Here is a 16,908-nt window from a genome sequence, read left to right on the forward strand (position 1 = left end):
GCACCGCCACCAGCTGGCTCAGCCAGAGCGACGGAAGCTTCTTCCATAGCCCCGCCACCTACGCCATGCCCACCAACTGGCACGTCCAGTCACCACCAGACCACTTCGTGTGAGATAGGGCAAACTGGTGCAACTTCCAATTTGTTAAAAATCTGTTAATAACCGACGAGTCGAACCTAAGTTCAGGGGGACTTGTTATGTTGCGCTACGTCTTATCTGCATTGGCCATCGGCCTCATCTCAACGGCATCGTCAGCTCAGGTAACAAACGGCGGATTCGAAGATCCAGTCGTGAATGATCCGTGCTGTAACACGGTGCCGCCCGACAGTCTCACGGGTTGGACTGCCACTCCCAACGTCAATGTTGTGAATGGCACGTTCAGCAGCGCGAACGGGAACCTCGCCTATGAGGGCAACCAGTACCTCGACTTGGTTGGCCAAGGAGGAACGGGCTCAATTTCGCAGGATCTGAGCCTCGTCGCCGGCTACACCTACGAATTGACCTTTGCCTATTCGCACAATCTGTTCAATCCGAACGAAGCGACTTCGGCCTCGGCCCAATTTGCGATCGATGCGCTGACGGGCACGGTTTTCCATGACACGGGCGACAATACCAACCTCGACTGGCGGATCTATACGGGCACGTTCACTGCCCTTGGTCCAACGTCGACCTTGAACTTCACCAATCTAACTGGTGGTGTAAACGAGGGCCTTCTCCTGGACGCAGTTGCGGTTCGGGCCGTGCCGGAACCCGCGACTTGGGCAATGATGCTGTTCGGGTTTGGCGCAGTGGGCTTTGCCATGCGCCGTAGCCGCAAGAGCGTTGCACTGGCCCAACTCGCCTAAGAATGACTTGAGCCTGAGGGGTCACCGCAGAAGCTATGTGGTGGCCCCTTTGGGCACTAGGCGGAGCGAGCTTCGCCGCTGCTCCCGACGGACCCGTGACTTTCCGCGCCGCGCTCACTGCGAAGATTAGTGAAGTTTGGCCGCCTCGCAGCCTTTGAATCGCTGCGCGCCTCACCCACATCCGGGGTCATGCTCCCCCTCTCCGTCCTCGATCTCTCGCCCGTCACCGAAGGCAGTGACGCCGGCCAGTCTCTCCGCAACTCCGCCGACCTTGCCCGGCACGCCGAGCGGCTCGGTTACAAGCGCTTCTGGATGGCGGAGCATCATTCGATGCCCGGCATCGCGAGTGCGGCGACGGCGGTGGCACTGGCGTTCGTGGGGTCGCAAACCTCGACCATCCGCATCGGCGCGGGCGGAGTCATGCTGCCCAACCACGCGCCTTTGATCATCGCGGAGCAGTTCGGGACGCTGGAAGCGCTTTTCCCCGGCCGCGTCGATCTCGGCCTCGGCCGGGCGCCCGGCACGGACCAGGCCGCAGCTTATGCAATGCGCCGCAACCTTTCGTCGGACGCGAACCAGTTCCCGAACGACGTTGTCGAGCTGCAGAGTTATTTCCGCGGTGACAACGGCCGCGTCCGCGCCATTCCCGGCGAGGGAATGAACATCCCGCTGTGGATCCTCGGATCCAGCCTGTTCGGCGCGCAGCTCGCCGCGATGCTGGGCCTGCCCTACGCCTTCGCCTCGCACTTCGCGCCGCAGATGATGATGGAAGCTATTGCTGTCTATCGCGAGCGGTTCCAGCCGTCGGAGCAGCTCGACAAACCTTATGTGATGCTCGGTTTCAACGCGATCGTCGCCGACACGGACGACGAGGCGGAACTGCTCGCTACGTCGGTCCAGCAGGCGTTCGTGGCCTTGCGCACCGGTAATCCCATCAAGCTTCCACCGCCCAAAGCCGGCTATGCTGACGAGCTGCCCCTAGAGTCCCGAGCCATCCTGCGCTCAGTGCTTTCGGCTTCAGCCATCGGCAGCCCGGAAACAGCGCGTCGCCAGGTCCAGGAATTCGTGGAACGCACCCGGCCAGACGAACTGATGGTCACCGCCCAGGTTTTCGACCATCGGGCGCGGCTCCGCTCCTATGAGTTGCTGATGGAAGCCGTCCGCCAGCCCGATCACGCCCTCGCCAAGTAAGGATAGCTCCATGTCAGCCCTGTTCACCCCGCTGGAGGCCGGCAGCCTCAGGCTCGCCAACCGCATCGTGATTGCGCCCATGTGCCAATATTCGGCGGAGGACGGGAACATGACCGACTGGCATGTCATCCACCTCGGCCACCTGGCGCTCTCGGGTGCGGCGCTGCTGACGATCGAGGCGACGGGCGTCACGCCGGAGGGCCGCATCAGCTACGGCGACACCGGCTTGTGGTCGGACGAGAATGAGGAAGCGATGGCTCGCGTGCTGGCGAGTGTCCGCCGCTGGTCCGACATGCCGATCGCGATCCAGCTCGGCCATGCCGGCCGCAAGGCTTCGACCGACAAGCCGTGGTTCGGTGGAAAGCAGATCCCGCCCGGTGCCGAGAACGGGTGGCAGACCGTCGCCCCCTCGCCGCTTCCGTTCGAAGCAGATGAGAACCCACCGCTCGAGCTCGATCGCGAGGGGCTCGAGCGGACCAAGCAGGCATTCGCCGATGCCGCGGTCCGCGCCGCTCGGCTTGACCTAGCCGCGGTGCAGCTCCACGGCGCTCACGGCTATTTGCTGCACCAATTCCTCTCGCCGCTGTCGAATCAGCGCACCGACGAATATGGCGGCAGCCTCGAAAATCGGATGCGCTTTCCGCTCGAAGTGTTCGATGCGGTGCGAGCCGCTTTCCCTGCCGACAAGCCGGTGACCATGCGAGTCTCCGCAACCGACTGGGTGGAGGGAGGCTGGGACATCGACCAGACGATCGAGTTCGCTCGCGCCCTTGAAGCGCGCGGCTGTGCGGCGATCCACGTCTCCAGCGGCGGCCTTGATCCCCGCCAGGAGATCCCGGTTGGCCCAAGCTATCAAGTGCCGCTGGCGCGTGCCGTTAAGCAGGCGGTCAACATGCCCGTGGTCGCCGTCGGCATGATCACCGAGTTCGAGCAGGCTGAGGCCATCGTCGGCACCGGCGACGCGGACATGGTCGCGCTCGCCCGCGGCATCCTCTACGACCCGCGCTGGCCGTGGCACGCCGCGGCAGCGTTGGGCGGCAAGGTGAAGTCGCCGCCGCAATATCTGCGTTCGCAGCCAAGGCAGCACCGGGACCTGTTCGACTGGGGGGAATAAGGATGAATGGAGGCACGTTCTCGCTCGCACTCGCAGTGATGGCGGGCGTGCTGATCGCGGTGCAGGCGCCGACCAATGCGATCCTCGGGAAGGCATCGGGTTCGCCGATCGTCGCTGCCTTCATCTCGTTCCTGGTCGGATCGCTTGCCCTGGGTGCCATGGTCGCGGCGACGTCCGGCAAGCTGTTCGCACCCGGCTTGCGCAGCGTGCCCTGGTATGCCTGGGTCGGCGGAGCCTATGGCGCCTTCTTCGTCGCCGTGGCCGCGTTCGCCGCACCGCGCATCGGCGTTGGAGCGTTATTGACCGCGGCAGTGGCGGGCCAGCTCGTCGCCGCGTTGGTTCTAGATCACTATGGGCTTCTGGGCCTCGACCGCCATCCCGTGACGGTTACTCGCGTCGCCGGGCTAATACTCGTCCTCGTCGGAGCGATGCTCGTCAGGCGCAGCTAGCCACTCCGGCGGATCCGCGGGGTGAAACGGTGACCGTCGCTGTCTAGCGGGCTCGGCTTGTCGTCTCCTCCGCCCTTCTTCAGGCCGAGGAAGGTGCGAACGCTCTCGCCGGAAACGGCGCGGCCGAACAGCCAGCCCTGCGCTTCCGACATGCCGAGGCCGCCGAGCGCGTTGCGGATCTGTTCCGACTCCACGCCCTCAGCCGAAATCGGCACGTTGAGCTTGTGTCCGAGGTTGGCGATGGTGCCGACAATTGCCGCGGTCTGCTCGCTCTTCACAATCGTGCTGATGAACGTGCGGTCGATCTTGATGCGGTCGACCGGCAGCGAATTGACCTGCGCCAGCGAGGCGTAGCCGGTGCCGAAATTGTCCAGGCTGACGCTGACGCCGAGGTTCTTCAGGCTCTGAATGATGTTGAGGACCTGCTCCCGGTCTTCGAGCAGCGAGTTCTCGGTGATCTCGACCTCGAGCCGCTTCGCTGGGAAGCCGGTCTCAGTCAGCAGCTTGATGATGTTCGTCGCAAGGCGGGCATCGCGGAACATCGCGGGCGAGATGTTGACGGCGAGCTTGAGGTGCGGCGGCCAGGTGCTCGCTTCCTTCAGGGCCTGCGCGATGACGCTCATGGTCAGCGCGCCAACGAGGCCGCTAGTTTCCGCAGACTCGATGAACTGCTCGGCCTCGAGGAAGCCGCGCGTCGGGGAGCGCCAGCGCGCCAGCGCCTCGAAGCCGACCAGATCGCGGCTGTCGAGATCGATCAGCGGCTGGAAGAAGGGCACGAACTCCCCCTTGCGAATACCTTCGCGCATATCCTCTTCGAAGCTAAGCCGCTCGGCGAGCTCGCGATCGAGCTGCTTGTCGAACCAGGCGAACTGGCTGCGACCGTCGCGCTTCGCGGCATAGAGGGCGACGTCGCTCTGGCGAAGCACGTCGCCTTCCTTGGTGAGCTTGGCGATCGAAGCGATCCCGATCGACGCAGACGCCTGGACCTGCGCTCCCGCGGCGAAGATCGGCGTCTGGAGGCGGGCGAGGATCGAATTGGCTACCTCTTCGGCCTTCTTGGTCGGTCCCTCGATCAGAAGCGCGAACTCGTCGCCGCCCGTCCGCGCGCAGCAGACGGCGTCCGGTGCCGCCTGACGAAGCATGTCGGCGACGCTCTTGAGCAGCTGGTCGCCCGCGAAATGGCCATGCAGGTCGTTGACCCGCTTGAAATGGTCGAGGTCGATCAGGAGGAGGAAGCCAGGGCGCTTGGCGTCAAGCTCATCCCGGATGGAACGCAGCAGCTCGCGGCGATTGGAAAGGCCGGTCGCAGAGTCCGTGTTGGCGTTGCGCTCGGCTAGGCGCTCCGCCTGCTCATAGGCGTCCAGCGCCTGCTTGAGGTCCTTCGACCGGCGCCAGCCGAACAGGATGATCGCGATGTTGAGGAGGAAGGCGATGATCAGGCTGCTGCTCGGCAAAGCCTTGCCGCCGAACGCCGGCCCGAGCACTTGGCCTCCTAAACCGACGAACAGCATCAACGCCGCCACCGTCGCGCAGCTGATGATCAGATGACTGCTGGCGATGCGACCCGAGTTACTCTGCAACTTGCGCCATCCCACTATTGGCATGGCTGCGTGCGTACGCTCGGAAGGTGAAAATATTCCTTACGATAAAGGGCGCGCTGATAGGAAATTGCCTATTGCATGTAGGGAACAAATAGGGAACAAGCATCGGCAGGAGTCGCGCTATGCTTGTCATTGATCCAGCAATGTTGACCGCCCTCGCCGCGCTGATCACCAGCGTGTCAGCGCTCGTTTGGGCGCTGCGTCGCCGGGCGTGAACCTGCAGCTCGACGATCGACCCGAACTCAGGTCGGCTCAAGAAAACTCAGTATCTCGGTCAACCACTTATTAGGTTATTCCAGCGTTTACTCAGGTGCGTTAAGAGCGCCGCGAACGGGAACGAGTCGAATGAAACGCCTAGCTGTCGCAGCATCGCTGGCCATCGCCCCGGCCATGGTCCACGCGCAAACCGTTGCGCCCGAGGCAACAGCGGTGACCGCGCCATCGCTTTCGACGGCAACGGTCGACGCCTTCTATGCGGCGCGTAGCCAGGCGCCGATCTGGCTGAAAGACGATTCGACCCGTGCGGCAGCTCGCGCCTTCCTGGTGGTCCTGCGCGACGCGTCGATCGACGGCCTCACCGACAGCCAGGCGCTGAAGACTGGCGTCGAAAACGCCATCGCCCGCGGCCAGCCGGAAGACGACAAGGTCATTTCTGCGGCATGGGTTCGCTACGTCGCCGCGCTGAAGGGTCCGGTACAGGGCATCAGCTACGGCGATCCTGCCCTGACCCAGAAGGCGCCTAGTCCCGATGCGATCCTGGCTGCTGCAGCTCGCGCGCCCGTCCTCGGGGACTATGTCACGGCAACGGCCGCTGTGAATCCCTTCTACGCCTCGCTGCGCGAAGCAGCCTTGAAACTGGGTTCGGCGAGCGACCCGCATGTTCGGGCGACGCTCGACAGGCTGCGGTTGATCCCGACCACCGGCAAGTTGATCCTGGTCGACACGGCGAACGCGCAACTGATGATGGTCGAAGACGGCCATGTCGTGGACACGATGAAAGTGATCGTGGGCAAGCCGTCGAACAAGACGCCGCTGCTCGCGGGCACGATCCATTACGTGACGTTCAATCCCTACTGGCACATCCCTTACGACGTCGCTCAGCGGAAGGTGGCGCCGGTCGTGCTGAAGCGCGGCGTGTCCTACTTGAAGGCCGCGCGGTACCAGACGGTGGCGACCTTCGGCCAAGGGGAGGATCCGATCGATCCGACCAGCGTCGACTGGAAGGGCGTCGCGGACGGCACGACCAAGGTCTACATCCGCCAGCTCAACGGCCCGAACAACATGATGGGCAAGATGAAGTTCGGCTTCGCCAATGATTACGGCGTCTACCTGCACGACACGCCGCACAAGGACCTGTTCGAAAAGACGAAGCGGAATCTGAGTCTGGGGTGCATTCGCCTCGAGCGGCCTGCCCGTCTGGCCGAGTGGGTGCTCGGCCGCGATCCGACACCACCCAGCGACGGCGTCGAGCTGCAGGTGCCCGTCGACAAGGGTATCCCGATCTACGTCACCTACATGACGGCGCGTCCTGACAACGGCGCAATCGCCTTCGCGAACGACGTATACGGCTGGGATGTGCCTGGAGGGTCTGTCGAGGTGGCCAAGGTTGCGTCCGGCGAGACCGACGGCGCAACGCAAACGGCAGCGCCTTAGGCGTCGACCTTTTCACCAACGAGGCGCAGCGCCTCGGCAATCGCCTCATCTACGTCCAGCTCGCTCGTATCGAGCAGCAGCGCGTCAGGCGCCTTCTTCAGCGGAGCGACATCGCGGTGAGAATCCCGGTCGTCGCGAGCGCGAATGTCGGCAAGGACATCTTCGTAATGCCCCGGCATGCCGCGCGCGATCAGCTCCCGCACACGGCGCTGGGCCCGCACTTCGGGAGAAGCAGTGACGAAGAGCTTCACGTCTGCATTGGGTGCGATGACGGTGCCGATGTCCCGGCCGTCGAGCACCGCTCCGCCGGGCTGGCCGGCAAACTCCTGCTGCCGCTCGAGCAGCGCCGCACGCACGGACGGATAAGCCGAGATGGCTGAAGCGATCTTGGAGACGGGCTCGCTCCGCAGCTCGGCGTCCTCCGGATCGAAGCCTAGCTCGTTGCAGGCCCTCAGGGCCTCGAACTCGCTCGACGGATCGCCGCCCCACCGCCACAGGTTCAGCGCGACCGCCCGATAGAGCAGGCCGGTGTCCATGTGAGGCAGCCCGAAATGGCTCGCGAGAGCCCGCGCGATGGTGCCCTTTCCGCTAGCTGCGGGCCCGTCGACCGCGATCACGATCGCACGGCTATTGCGTTGCTCGCTATTCATGATGATTGCCGCGCTTTGACAGGGGCATATCCCTATGGCAAGGCGCGCCGCCGAACGCTGCCTCGCTTAGGCGAGAGCGCTTTAAGAATTCGAATTGGAGACCATCAAATGGTGAAGCCCGAATGGGGCACCAAGCGCACTTGCCCCAAGTGCTCGACCCGCTTTTATGACCTCGGTGCCGAGGATCCGGTGCATTGCATCAATTGCGGCAACGAATGGATGCCGGAGCCGGTCCTGAAGTCCAAGCAACCGCTCGCCTTCGAAGCGGCCCCGGCCCAGGCCAAGGAGCCTGCGGGCGATGCCGAGCTCGAAGCCGAGGATCTTGCGATCGACGAGGACGCGGAAGTCAGCGCCGATGAGGAAGTCGATCTGGAGACGGGCGACGACGACCTCGGCGTTGAAACCGCCGGCGAGGATGACGACTCTTAAGGGATCATAAGCCGCGCCGTGATATTCCCCCTTTTCCAGCGGGGGAAAATCCGCTTAAGGGCGCGTCAGAACGTGGGGCCGTAGCTCAGCTGGGAGAGCGTCGCAATGGCATTGCGAAGGTCAGGGGTTCGATCCCCCTCGGCTCCACCAACCTCCTGAAGAGACAAGAAAATGGGGCGGTGCCGAAAGGCTCCGCCCCATTTCTTTTGGGTCGTCATCACCCGAAGGTGAACGAGAAGGCGTCCACGCCCGGATCGAGGAACTCGATGGTGAAGGTACGGTCGCGGACCTGCCCCTTCTGCCGGACCAATTGATAGAGCCGCTGCTCCTTCACGACACCCATTCCGTTCGCTGCCGCGTCCACACCCGCGTTGGCGCCCAGCGGCTGACCGTCGAGAGTGACACGGAAGCGCACCGGCTTGCCCGTGCCCGATCCCAGCACAAGATGGAGGTCGCGCGAATGGAAGCGGAAGCTGATCTTTGCGCCGGGCGCCAAGGATCGCGCGTTCTGGCGGCTGACGAGCCACGAACCTTCGAGCGACCAGTCGTTCAACGACAACGGCGCTGAAGCGTAAGTCTTCGGCTTATCCTGCAGCAGCCCGCCTGGCGAAACGAAGCGGTCGGCGCGTGCGTAGCCTATGTAGGTCTCGGGCGAATTTATCTCGTGGATGTCGGCAGCCGCCTGAGCGCCGCTTCCTGCGACCTGCGCCATCGGCTGACCCGCCGGCGCATGACCCGCCTCGGCGAGCAACTGGCGAATGACCCGCTCGGAACCTTCGTAATCGCCCTCGCCGAAGTGGTGGTAGCGAATGCGGCCCTGCGCATCGACGAAGTAATGCGCTGGCCAGTAATTGTTCTGAAGCGCGCGCCACAAGGCGTAATTGTTGTCGAGCGCGACGGGGTATTTGATGCCCAGCTCCTGGACGGCGCGAGCGACGTTGGCGGGATCGCGCTCGAAGGCGAATTCCGGCGCGTGAACGCCGATCACGACGAGCCCGTCCTTGCGGTAACGCTCGTCCCATGCCTTCACGTAGGGGATCGAGCGCAGGCAGTTGATGCAGCTGTACGTCCAGAAATCGATCACCACGACCTTGCCGCGGAGCTGCTCCCGCGTGAGCGGCTGGCTGTTGAACCAAGGACCGAGGCCGGTGAGCGCGGGCAGCTCGCCTTCCACCGGGAGCACCAGCTCTCCCATTTTGTTGGTGCGCGCTGCTGTTTCGCCCATTGGCTGGCTGGCGCCGAGCTTGCGGGCGAGGCCGGATTCAAGGCGAGACGTTTGGGCGCTGGAAAGCTTTGAGAGCACGCGCGTGTCGAGTCCTAGCGCGATCGCCGCGACGCCGATCAGTACGAGCACGCCGAGCACCTGGCGGATGCGCTCGCTCGCCCCGAGCGACTTCTTCATTCGCGCGAAGACACGGCCGCCGACGATCAATGCGAGCGCCAGCGACGTCGCCGCTCCCAATGCGTAGGCGAGCAGCAGAAGCGTAGTGTTGAAGCTTGCACCGTTGAGTGCAGCTGCCGTGAAGATGATGCCGAGGATGGGGCCGGCGCAGGGTGCCCAGAGCAGTCCCGTGGCGATTCCGAGCACGACGGAGGACCAGACGCTGTCCCTCTGCCCTTCCTTTTCCGACATGCGCGAACCGAGCGCGACGAGCGGCCGGGTCAGGCGGTCGGAGATGCTGGGGAAGACGAGCGCAATACCGAATAGCGCCAGCAGCACCAGCGCCGCCCAACGCCCCAGTTGATTGGCTCGAACCGCCCAACCGCCTCCAACTGCTGCGAGGGTCGCGACGATCGCGAACGTCGCTGCCATGCCGGCGAGCATCGGCAGCGTGCTCCGCAAAAAGCTGCGGTCTGCACGTGCGAAGACGAAGGGAAGGACCGGCAATATGCACGGACTGACGATCGTCAGGATACCGCCGAAATATGCCAGAAGGATGATCAGCATCACGCGTCCTTAGCTGGGGTGGCCGTTAGGCGCGCGGTAAATAGGAGCTCCTTGCTCTAAACTGACTGACTCGCCGAACCCGTAACGAAGCGTTGCGGATGCAATTGTTGAAGCCGATCCAGTCGACCCGGTTGCGTCCGCGAGCCGCATTGCGGTTGCACAGATGGATGCGCGACGTGGTCGGCCGGGTATTCCGAACATAAGAGAGTGCGGCATTCATCGCTCGCTGCTGCGCCGCGATACACTTCCGCTCCCAATGGCAATTGAGGCCGATGTTGAGGCGCACGGAGTCGTAGATCGGCGCGCGCGATTGCGCGGCCATCGCATCGGATGCCACAGCAAGCAGCAGAGCGGCGAATAACCCCCTCACCGCCACTAGCGATGACATCGGCGTCTTCGAACGGCAATTGTCCACGTTGGTCCGGCCGAAAAACTCCCGACCGCTGTGGTATTTCCGCAATTGTTACGAAATCGTTGGATTAGCAATCCGCGACACCGCTCGCGGGCGAACCTCGCGCCTTAGCTCGACACGCAAAAAGAGCGGCGGCGTCTTGCGATGCCACCGCTCTTCGAGATCCCAAAAAACTTATAGATGCCCGGCGACGTTGTTGAACGTGTTGTTCAGCGAGTTGCCGATGCTCGTCATCGCAGCGATTGCGGCGATGGAAATCATGGCTGCGATCAGGCCGTATTCGATGGCCGTCGCACCCTTTTCGCTCTTCAGTAGCTTCACGAACTTGGCCATCTTTGGTCTCCCAACAGGCTATTTCACGTGACATTTTCGCACCCTCGATCCCCGAGAGAGCTGTCATGGAATCTGCGGGAGGATGGTTGCGTAAGGCTTAAAGAGACGGGTTACTGATCGTTCATCAGTTCTTCGATGGCGTCGCGAATCTCGCGCAATTCCTTCGTCCGGTCGCTCCATTCGGGCGGCAACGGGCTTTGCAGCTCGCGAGGCTCCGCGGGCTCGGGCTGCGGCTCAGGCTGAGCCTGGCGGAACTCGAACGGCAGGTTCGGCCCGCGAGAGTGGTCGACCGCCAACGCCGCCGTCATGAAATTGCGCCAGATGTCGGCTGGAACCGTCCCACCACTGATCTTGCCGAGCGACTTGTTGTCGTCGCGCCCGACCCAAACGCCGACGACGAGGTCGCCCGCGAAGCCGATGAACAATGCGTCGCGATTTTCCTGCGTCGTGCCGGTCTTGCCGAACGTCGGGATCGCGAGCGCCGCACGGCGGCCGGTGCCGTTATTCGCCGCCGCATAGAGCAGGTCCAGCATTGGCGTGCGGTCGCGCGCATCGACCAGGCGTCCGTCGCTGTGGAAGAAAGCTGCGAGACCTTCCGGCTCCTGCACCTCTGGAAGTCCGCGCGCCATGATCGGATATCGGCCGTTTGCTACCGCCGCGTATGCCGAGGTCAACTCGAGCAGGCTGACGCCCGCCGTTCCGAGCGCAAGGCTCGGCTTATCCGGGAGTGGGGTGGTGATCCCGAGATCGCGAGCCGCGCGGATCACGTTGACCCGGCCAACCTGCTGCGAGAGACGCACCGTCGCTGCATTGCTGGAGCGCGCGAACGCCTCTCGCAGCGTGATCTTGCCGCGGTAGACCCGGTCGCTGTTGACTGGCGTCCAGCCGTCGATGGTGATCGGCTCGTCCTCGATGATGCTGTCGGGCGTCCATCCGGCCCGGAGCGCCGCGAGATAGACGAACAGCTTGAACGCCGATCCCGGCTGCCGGCGCGCCTGCGTGACGCGATTGAACGGCGAGTCCCGATAGCTGCGCCCGCCCACCATCGCGACGACGCGACCGTCCGGGCGCATCGCAACCAGCGCCGCCTGCCCGTCCCCGATGCGCGCGTTATTGATCGCGCGCACGGCGATCCTCTGCAGCGTGGCGTTAAGCGTTGTCTTCACCTTCACTTCACCGAAGTCGGAATCGAACGCCTTCTGCGCATAAGGCGCTACCCAATCCGCGAAGTAGGTGCCGGTCGGAACCTTCGACGCAATACCTACCGGCCGCGCCGGCGTCGTTGAGCGCGCCCGGGACGCACTGATCGCTCCCGTGTCTGCCATCGCCGCCAGCACGAGCTTGCTGCGCTTCTGCGCCGCGGCGAGATGCTGCGTCGGCGCAAGACGCGACGGGGCTTGAACCATCCCCGCGAGCATCGCGGACTGCGCCAGCGTCAACCGTTCCGGATCGCGATTGAAATAATGATGCGAGGCCGCACGCAAACCGTAGACGCCGTCGCCGAAATAGACGCTCGACAGGTAACGAGACAGGATCTCCTGCTTGGTCAGCCAAGCCTCCAGCCAGAAGGAGATGATGATCTCCTGGGCCTTGCGCTTCATCGTGCGGTTGTTTGACAGGAAACTGGTCTTCGCCAGCTGCTGAGTGATCGTCGATCCGCCCTGCCTCACGCCGCCGCCCCGCATGTTCGCGACCATCGCGCGCCCGATGCCGCGCGGATCGATTCCCCAGTGGCGATAGAAGCGGCGGTCCTCGATCGACACAAAGGCGGCCGGCGTCAGCGGGTTCAGCTTGGTAACGTCGACCGGCGCTTCCTTGATCGCACCGCGCCGCGCGATGGGATGTCCATCGTCGCTCAACATCAACAGCGCAGGATCCGCGAGCGGCTCGAGCGCTCGCGACAATGGCGCGGTCAGCACCAGCCAGATCAGCGTGACGAAAATCAACCCGACGATCGAATAAAGCACGATCGGCCAGCGCCGCCGCTTCCGCGGAGCTTCCTCCTCCTGCGGATCGGACTCGTCGTCGATGTCGAACGCGGCCGGCCGCTGCGGCGCTAAAGGATCCGGCAGCTCCTCGACCGGTACGCCATCTCGGCTCCAGATGCCGTCCCTGTCGATCTTCATGTTCGGTGGATTCGCTTCACTGCTTTAGTGATGTAAAACACTTGGCGCCTTATATCCAGATGCTTGCTGAACTGAAGGTTGCGGTTAAACGGCTGACCATGCGGCGATTGTTCGCGATCTTGACGATCTCAATGGTTGCACTGGCCGCCACGGGTTGCCGGGACAAGCCGGAAGGCGCGCCACGCGTCATCGTCATCGGCGCCGCACCTAAGATTAGCGACCCGGCCAAGGGACCGCTCAGCGCACCTGACGCAGTTCTCGTCGGAAATGTCGCTCAAGGGCTCGTGCGCTTCGATGCCAACGGCAATATCGTCGGCGGGTTGGCTGAACGCTGGAACGTCAGCGATGACGGCTTGAGCTACATCTTCCGGCTGGCGTCGACCAATTGGCCCGACGGTAAGAAGGTCACTGCCGAGCAAGTCGCCAAGATCCTCAAGCGGTCCATTAGTGCTCGTAGCAACAACCCGATCAAGGACACGCTCGGCGCAGTCGAGGACATTGTGGCGATGACCGACCGCGTGATCGAGATCCGCCTGATCGCGCCTCGGCCTAGCTTGCTTGCACTGCTCGCCCAGCCCGAGCTTGCAATCCTCAAAGGGAAAATGGGTACAGGGCCCTTCGTTGCTGCCAACGACGCGAAGGATGCCAGTCAAATCCGGCTGAGCCGCGAAGTCGCTTCGCCCGACGAGGAAGCGACCACCAAGCAGGAAGTGCTGCTGAGCGGGGCGCCGGTCGAGCAGGCGGTGCAATCCTTCGCTACCGGCAAGACCGATCTTGTTCTCGGCGGTACGTTCGCTGACCTGCGGTTTGCGCAGCGGGTGAAATTGCCCCGCGGCTCCCTTCAGTTCGACCCTGCATCGGGTCTGTTCGGGCTGGTTCCGAGGAACAAGGATAAGGGCCTCGACAAGCCGGAACTTCGGAGGCTGCTCGACCAGGCGATAGACCGGGACGCGATCGTTGCGGCACTTGGCGTTCCGCAACTCACCGCTCGTGCGACGGTGCTCGAGCCTGGGCTCGACGGAATGGCGCCGCCGACCACGCCAGCCTGGATGGCAACGCCTCTTGCAGATCGGCTACCGGCGTTGCGCTCGGACGCGGAGCGCTTGATCGGCAAGAAGCAAGCTCCGGTGATCTCGGTTTCGCTACCTGCTGGTCCTGGGGGCGACGCGGTTCTGGCGCTGCTCTCCCGGTCGTGGGGAGCGCTTGGCTTTACGGTCGAGCGGGCGAATGACCCTTCGACCGCGGACTTCGTCCTGATCGACGAAGTTGCGCCGTCTTCGTCCGCGGCCTGGTTCGTGCGGAATTTCCGCTGCGGCGCTGCAGTAATTTGCGATCCAGACATCGACCGGCTGATCGACGCCGCCCGCCAGACGCAAATCCCGCAGCAGCGGGTCGCATTGCTCCAGCAGGCGGCGGCACGCATCGACGATGAAGCGCTGTTCCTTCCGATCACCGCGCCGGTTCGCTGGTCGCTGGTCGCCAATCGCATCCAGGGCTTCGGCGGGAACCGCTTCGCCGTTCACACGCTCACGGACCTCGAACAACGGTCCGGGACTGACAACTGATGGCGATCAAATTCGACGAGAAGATTCCATTCCCGTCGCTATCGAAAGATCCGGAAGCGGCGCGCCAGCGCGTCGAGGCGATGGAAAAGGTGTTGGAACGCCTCGTCGTCATCCCGGGCACGAAGCAGAATCTCGGGCTCGACGTGATCCTCGATCTCGTGCCGGTCGTCGGCGACATCGCCGCCGCGGCGCTTGGATCCTACATCGTCTGGGAAGCCCGAAACCTCGGCATGTCGAAATGGCAGATGGCGCGCATGGGCGGCAACGTCGGCGTGAACTGGCTGCTCGGACTGTTCTCGGTGATCCCGGTGGTCGGTGCCATTCCAACGCTGATGTTCCGCTCGAACACGCGCAATCTGAAGATCATCAAGCGTCACATCGAGAAACAGCATGCGAAGGCTGCGGTGATCGAGGGCGAGGTCACCAAACGCGGCTAGCGCCTATCGCGTCTCCCAGATGTGCTCGCCTTCGATATCGTCTGAAACGGGCCGACCATAGCGATCGGTGCTGGGACGATAGAGGAAACGCTGCATGATGAGGCGGCAGGTCAAGGCGTCCAGCTCGGGAACGCCGCTGGATCTCGTCACCCGGCACCGCGTGACGCGGCCGTTCACGCCGACGGTGAACAGCAGCCCGACGCGACCGCCGACACCGGCATTGCCGAGATGGCGCGGATAATCGCGGGGCGTGATCTCGCCGGCGATCTGTTCGAGATCGGTGCCTCCTCCGCCCGCGCCATAGCCCTCACCCCCCTGGCCTCCTCCGGCACCATTGCCGAGCGCGGGACCCGTCCCGGTGCCGCCGCCCGACGGAGCGGCAGTTGGCCGGATGGCGACGACCGGGCCGACTGAGGGCGGTGCATGCGCCGGCTTTGGCCCCGGAGATCCGCCAAGAGGTGCAGGCGCAGCCTTGGGGGCTGAGGCAGCTTTCTGCGCTGGTTTGGGAGGTGGGGGCGGAGGGATGGGCGGCGGAGGCGGCGGCGCGATCGTGACGCGTATCAGCTGCTGGACCACCTCGACGGTCTTGCCGACCGGCACCCGCAACCCAAGGACCAGCACAAAGCCGAGTACAAGCTGAACGAGAACGACCGCGGTGAACGCGATGGCGCGCTCCCGCGGTCGAACCGTCTTTTCATGCTCTGCGTAGGCGGACATCGCCGCCTGCGTCAGGGCTTAGCGCCAGTAGCAACGCCGGCTGGCAGTCATGCTCCGGTCGATCGCGCGTCCAGCAACTGCACCGCCGACGGCACCCGCGGCGACGCCAAGCACGCCACCGCCAAGGACCTTCGAGCCGACGACCGCACCGCCGACGCCGCCGGCGACGAGGCCTGTCGTGCCGTTAGAGCGGCGGCAGTACCGATGCGCGTAGTGCGTCCGGCCCTTGTAATGGTGCGTGTGGTAACGCGTCGTCGAATGGGCGAACGCCGGCGCGGCGACCGGTCCGCTCGTCGCAACAAGCGCAAAAGTGGCGGCAATCATCGAAATCTTACGCATTCTCGTTCTCTCAATTCCTCTGTTTCGCGGATATAACGAGCGTCGCTTACGCATGTTTCCCTGCGCAAGCCGGTAACGGCGCAACGTCGCTTCGGTAACGGCAGAACGTTCCGACCGTCCGACGCGTTGCAGAGAGGAAATGCCAAGGGCTGATCCCATGATCACAGTCATGCAGCTGGATCGTCCGGGGGAGCCTCTGCGCGAGGCGCGGCGAACGCGACCCAATCCCAACGGCAGCGACCTGCTACTAGAGGTGGCGGCCTGCGGCGTCTGCCGAACCGACCTGCATGTCATCGACGGAGACATTCGGGGGGAGCTGCCGATCGTCCCCGGCCATGAAATGGTCGGCCCGTGTCGTCGCGCTCGGCCTGGACGCGGAAGGATTTGCGATTGGCGATCGCGTAGGCGTGCCCTGGCTTGGTGGTACGGACGGCAGCTGCTTTTATTGTAAACACGGGGCCGAAAATCTTTGCGATCACCCGACCTTCACAGGCTTCACCCGCGACGGCGGCTACGCGAGCCACGCGCTCGCAGACTCCCGCTTTTGCCTTCGGATTCCGGAAAAGTTTGACGATGTCGAGGCGGCGCCGCTGCTTTGCGCCGGCCTCATTGGATACCGGGCATTGAAGATGGCTGGCGATGCGCTGCGCCTCGGCCTCTACGGCTTCGGGGCCTCGGCACACATACTAGCGCAAGTCGCTGCCTGGCAGGGCCGCAAGCTGTTCGCATTCACGCGGGACGGCGACATGGAGACGCAGGACTTCGCCCGCTCTCTCGGCTGCGCGTGGGCGGGAGGGTCGACCGAAGCGCCGCCGCGGGTACTGGACGCCGCAATCATCTTCGCGCCAGTCGGCGCGCTCGTGCCCACCGCACTCAGGAACGTGCGCAAGGGCGGGCCGCGTGGTCTGCGCTGGAATTCACATGAGCGACATTCCCGCCTTTCCATACGCAATCCTCTGGGGCGAACGATCCGTACTTTCGGTCGCCAACCTCACGCGCGCCGACGGCCCGCGAGTTCATGGAGATTGCAGTCCAGGCGCCCTTGAAGACGCACACGACCACGTATCCGCTCGGGGAAGCGAATGAGGCGCTAGATGAT

18 protein-coding genes and 1 tRNA gene are annotated in these 16,908 nt (G+C 64.0%); 11 read left to right on the top strand and 8 right to left on the bottom strand.

Translation table 11 applies throughout. The features are described from left to right. Positions 1-197: 197 nt before the first annotated feature. The 4 genes from AC4GYV_RS09195 (at position 198) to AC4GYV_RS09210 (ending at position 3,599) form a co-directional block, all read left to right on the top strand. Positions 198-845, top strand: coding sequence for a PEPxxWA-CTERM sorting domain-containing protein (locus AC4GYV_RS09195; RefSeq protein ID WP_491100415.1), 648 nt, complete (start codon positions 198-200; stop codon positions 843-845). Positions 846-1,034: 189 nt separating this feature from the next. Then, on the top strand, positions 1,035-2,036 hold the full coding sequence (locus AC4GYV_RS09200) for an LLM class flavin-dependent oxidoreductase (protein ID WP_491100416.1): 1,002 nt from the start codon (positions 1,035-1,037) through the stop codon (positions 2,034-2,036). A gap of 10 nt (positions 2,037-2,046) precedes the next feature. Further along, complete coding sequence (locus tag AC4GYV_RS09205) at positions 2,047-3,150, top strand: NADH:flavin oxidoreductase/NADH oxidase (protein ID WP_491100417.1); 1,104 nt, start codon at positions 2,047-2,049, stop codon at positions 3,148-3,150. 2 nt (positions 3,151-3,152) lie between these two features. Beyond that, positions 3,153-3,599, top strand: a complete 447-nt coding sequence (locus AC4GYV_RS09210) for a DMT family transporter (protein ID WP_491100418.1) — start codon at positions 3,153-3,155, stop codon at positions 3,597-3,599. Here AC4GYV_RS09210 and AC4GYV_RS09215 read toward each other — a convergent pair. Further along, positions 3,596-5,194, bottom strand: coding sequence for a putative bifunctional diguanylate cyclase/phosphodiesterase (locus tag AC4GYV_RS09215; protein ID WP_491100419.1), 1,599 nt, complete (start codon positions 5,192-5,194; stop codon positions 3,596-3,598). The two genes, AC4GYV_RS09210 and AC4GYV_RS09215, sit on opposite strands and share 4 nt — an antisense overlap. Positions 5,195-5,545: 351 nt before the next feature. On the opposite strand from AC4GYV_RS09215, the gene AC4GYV_RS09220 reads away from it, so the two are divergent. Then, on the top strand, positions 5,546-6,853 hold the full coding sequence (locus AC4GYV_RS09220) for a L,D-transpeptidase family protein (protein ID WP_491100420.1): 1,308 nt from the start codon (positions 5,546-5,548) through the stop codon (positions 6,851-6,853). Here AC4GYV_RS09220 and cmk read toward each other — a convergent pair. Continuing rightward, the gene (gene cmk / locus AC4GYV_RS09225) at positions 6,850-7,473 is read right to left on the bottom strand and encodes a (d)CMP kinase (RefSeq protein ID WP_491101577.1); all 624 of its coding nucleotides are present in this window, start codon (positions 7,471-7,473) and stop codon (positions 6,850-6,852) included. The genes AC4GYV_RS09220 and cmk overlap by 4 nt on opposite strands. Positions 7,474-7,611: 138 nt before the next feature. Here cmk and AC4GYV_RS09230 point away from each other — a divergent pair, with 138 nt between their 5' ends. Together AC4GYV_RS09230 and AC4GYV_RS09235 are read left to right on the top strand one after the other, a co-directional pair. Continuing rightward, complete coding sequence (locus AC4GYV_RS09230) at positions 7,612-7,932, top strand: TIGR02300 family protein (RefSeq protein WP_491100421.1); 321 nt, start codon at positions 7,612-7,614, stop codon at positions 7,930-7,932. 74 nt (positions 7,933-8,006) lie between these two features. Further along, a tRNA-Ala gene (locus AC4GYV_RS09235) sits at positions 8,007-8,082 on the top strand. Positions 8,083-8,149: 67 nt separating this feature from the next. On the opposite strand, the gene AC4GYV_RS09240 is transcribed toward AC4GYV_RS09235, so the two are convergent. The 4 genes from AC4GYV_RS09240 to AC4GYV_RS09255 all read right to left on the bottom strand — a co-directional run bounded on the left by AC4GYV_RS09240 (position 8,150) and on the right by AC4GYV_RS09255 (position 12,751). After that, positions 8,150-9,880 (bottom strand): cytochrome c biogenesis protein DipZ, encoded by a 1,731-nt coding sequence (locus AC4GYV_RS09240; RefSeq protein WP_491100422.1) that lies wholly within the window; start codon positions 9,878-9,880, stop codon positions 8,150-8,152. Positions 9,881-9,905: 25 nt separating this feature from the next. After that, positions 9,906-10,250, bottom strand: a complete 345-nt coding sequence (locus tag AC4GYV_RS09245; protein ID WP_491100423.1) for a hypothetical protein — start codon at positions 10,248-10,250, stop codon at positions 9,906-9,908. Between the two features lie 216 nt (positions 10,251-10,466). Continuing rightward, positions 10,467-10,625 (bottom strand): Flp family type IVb pilin, encoded by a 159-nt coding sequence (locus AC4GYV_RS09250; protein WP_491100424.1) that lies wholly within the window; start codon positions 10,623-10,625, stop codon positions 10,467-10,469. Between the two features lie 110 nt (positions 10,626-10,735). Further along, complete coding sequence (locus AC4GYV_RS09255) at positions 10,736-12,751, bottom strand: transglycosylase domain-containing protein (RefSeq protein WP_491100425.1); 2,016 nt, start codon at positions 12,749-12,751, stop codon at positions 10,736-10,738. A gap of 98 nt (positions 12,752-12,849) precedes the next feature. Between AC4GYV_RS09255 and AC4GYV_RS09260 the strand changes: the two genes are divergently transcribed. Further along, a complete protein-coding gene (locus AC4GYV_RS09260) occupies positions 12,850-14,316 on the top strand; it encodes an ABC transporter substrate-binding protein (protein ID WP_491100426.1) in 1,467 nt (488 codons plus the stop codon). Next, positions 14,316-14,753: a DUF4112 domain-containing protein gene (locus AC4GYV_RS09265; protein ID WP_491100427.1), complete on the top strand. Its 438-nt coding sequence runs from the start codon at positions 14,316-14,318 to the stop codon at positions 14,751-14,753. The genes AC4GYV_RS09260 and AC4GYV_RS09265 overlap by 1 nt, the downstream gene beginning before the upstream one ends. Positions 14,754-14,756: 3 nt before the next feature. On the opposite strand, the gene AC4GYV_RS09270 is transcribed toward AC4GYV_RS09265, so the two are convergent. After that, complete coding sequence (locus tag AC4GYV_RS09270; protein ID WP_491100428.1) at positions 14,757-15,470, bottom strand: energy transducer TonB; 714 nt, start codon at positions 15,468-15,470, stop codon at positions 14,757-14,759. 18 nt (positions 15,471-15,488) lie between these two features. Further along, entirely contained in the window at positions 15,489-15,809 is a 321-nt protein-coding gene (locus AC4GYV_RS09275; protein WP_491100429.1) for a hypothetical protein, read from the bottom strand. A gap of 169 nt (positions 15,810-15,978) precedes the next feature. Between AC4GYV_RS09275 and AC4GYV_RS09280 the strand changes: the two genes are divergently transcribed. Both AC4GYV_RS09280 and AC4GYV_RS09285 read left to right on the top strand, forming a co-directional pair. Then, positions 15,979-16,260, top strand: coding sequence for an alcohol dehydrogenase catalytic domain-containing protein (locus AC4GYV_RS09280; protein WP_491101578.1), 282 nt, complete (start codon positions 15,979-15,981; stop codon positions 16,258-16,260). After that, on the top strand, positions 16,145-16,855 hold the full coding sequence (locus AC4GYV_RS09285) for an alcohol dehydrogenase catalytic domain-containing protein (RefSeq protein WP_491100430.1): 711 nt from the start codon (positions 16,145-16,147) through the stop codon (positions 16,853-16,855). The genes AC4GYV_RS09280 and AC4GYV_RS09285 overlap by 116 nt, the downstream gene beginning before the upstream one ends. The last annotated feature ends 53 nt before the right edge of the window (positions 16,856-16,908 follow it).

The organism is Sphingomonas sp. SP4 (genome assembly GCF_058313375.1).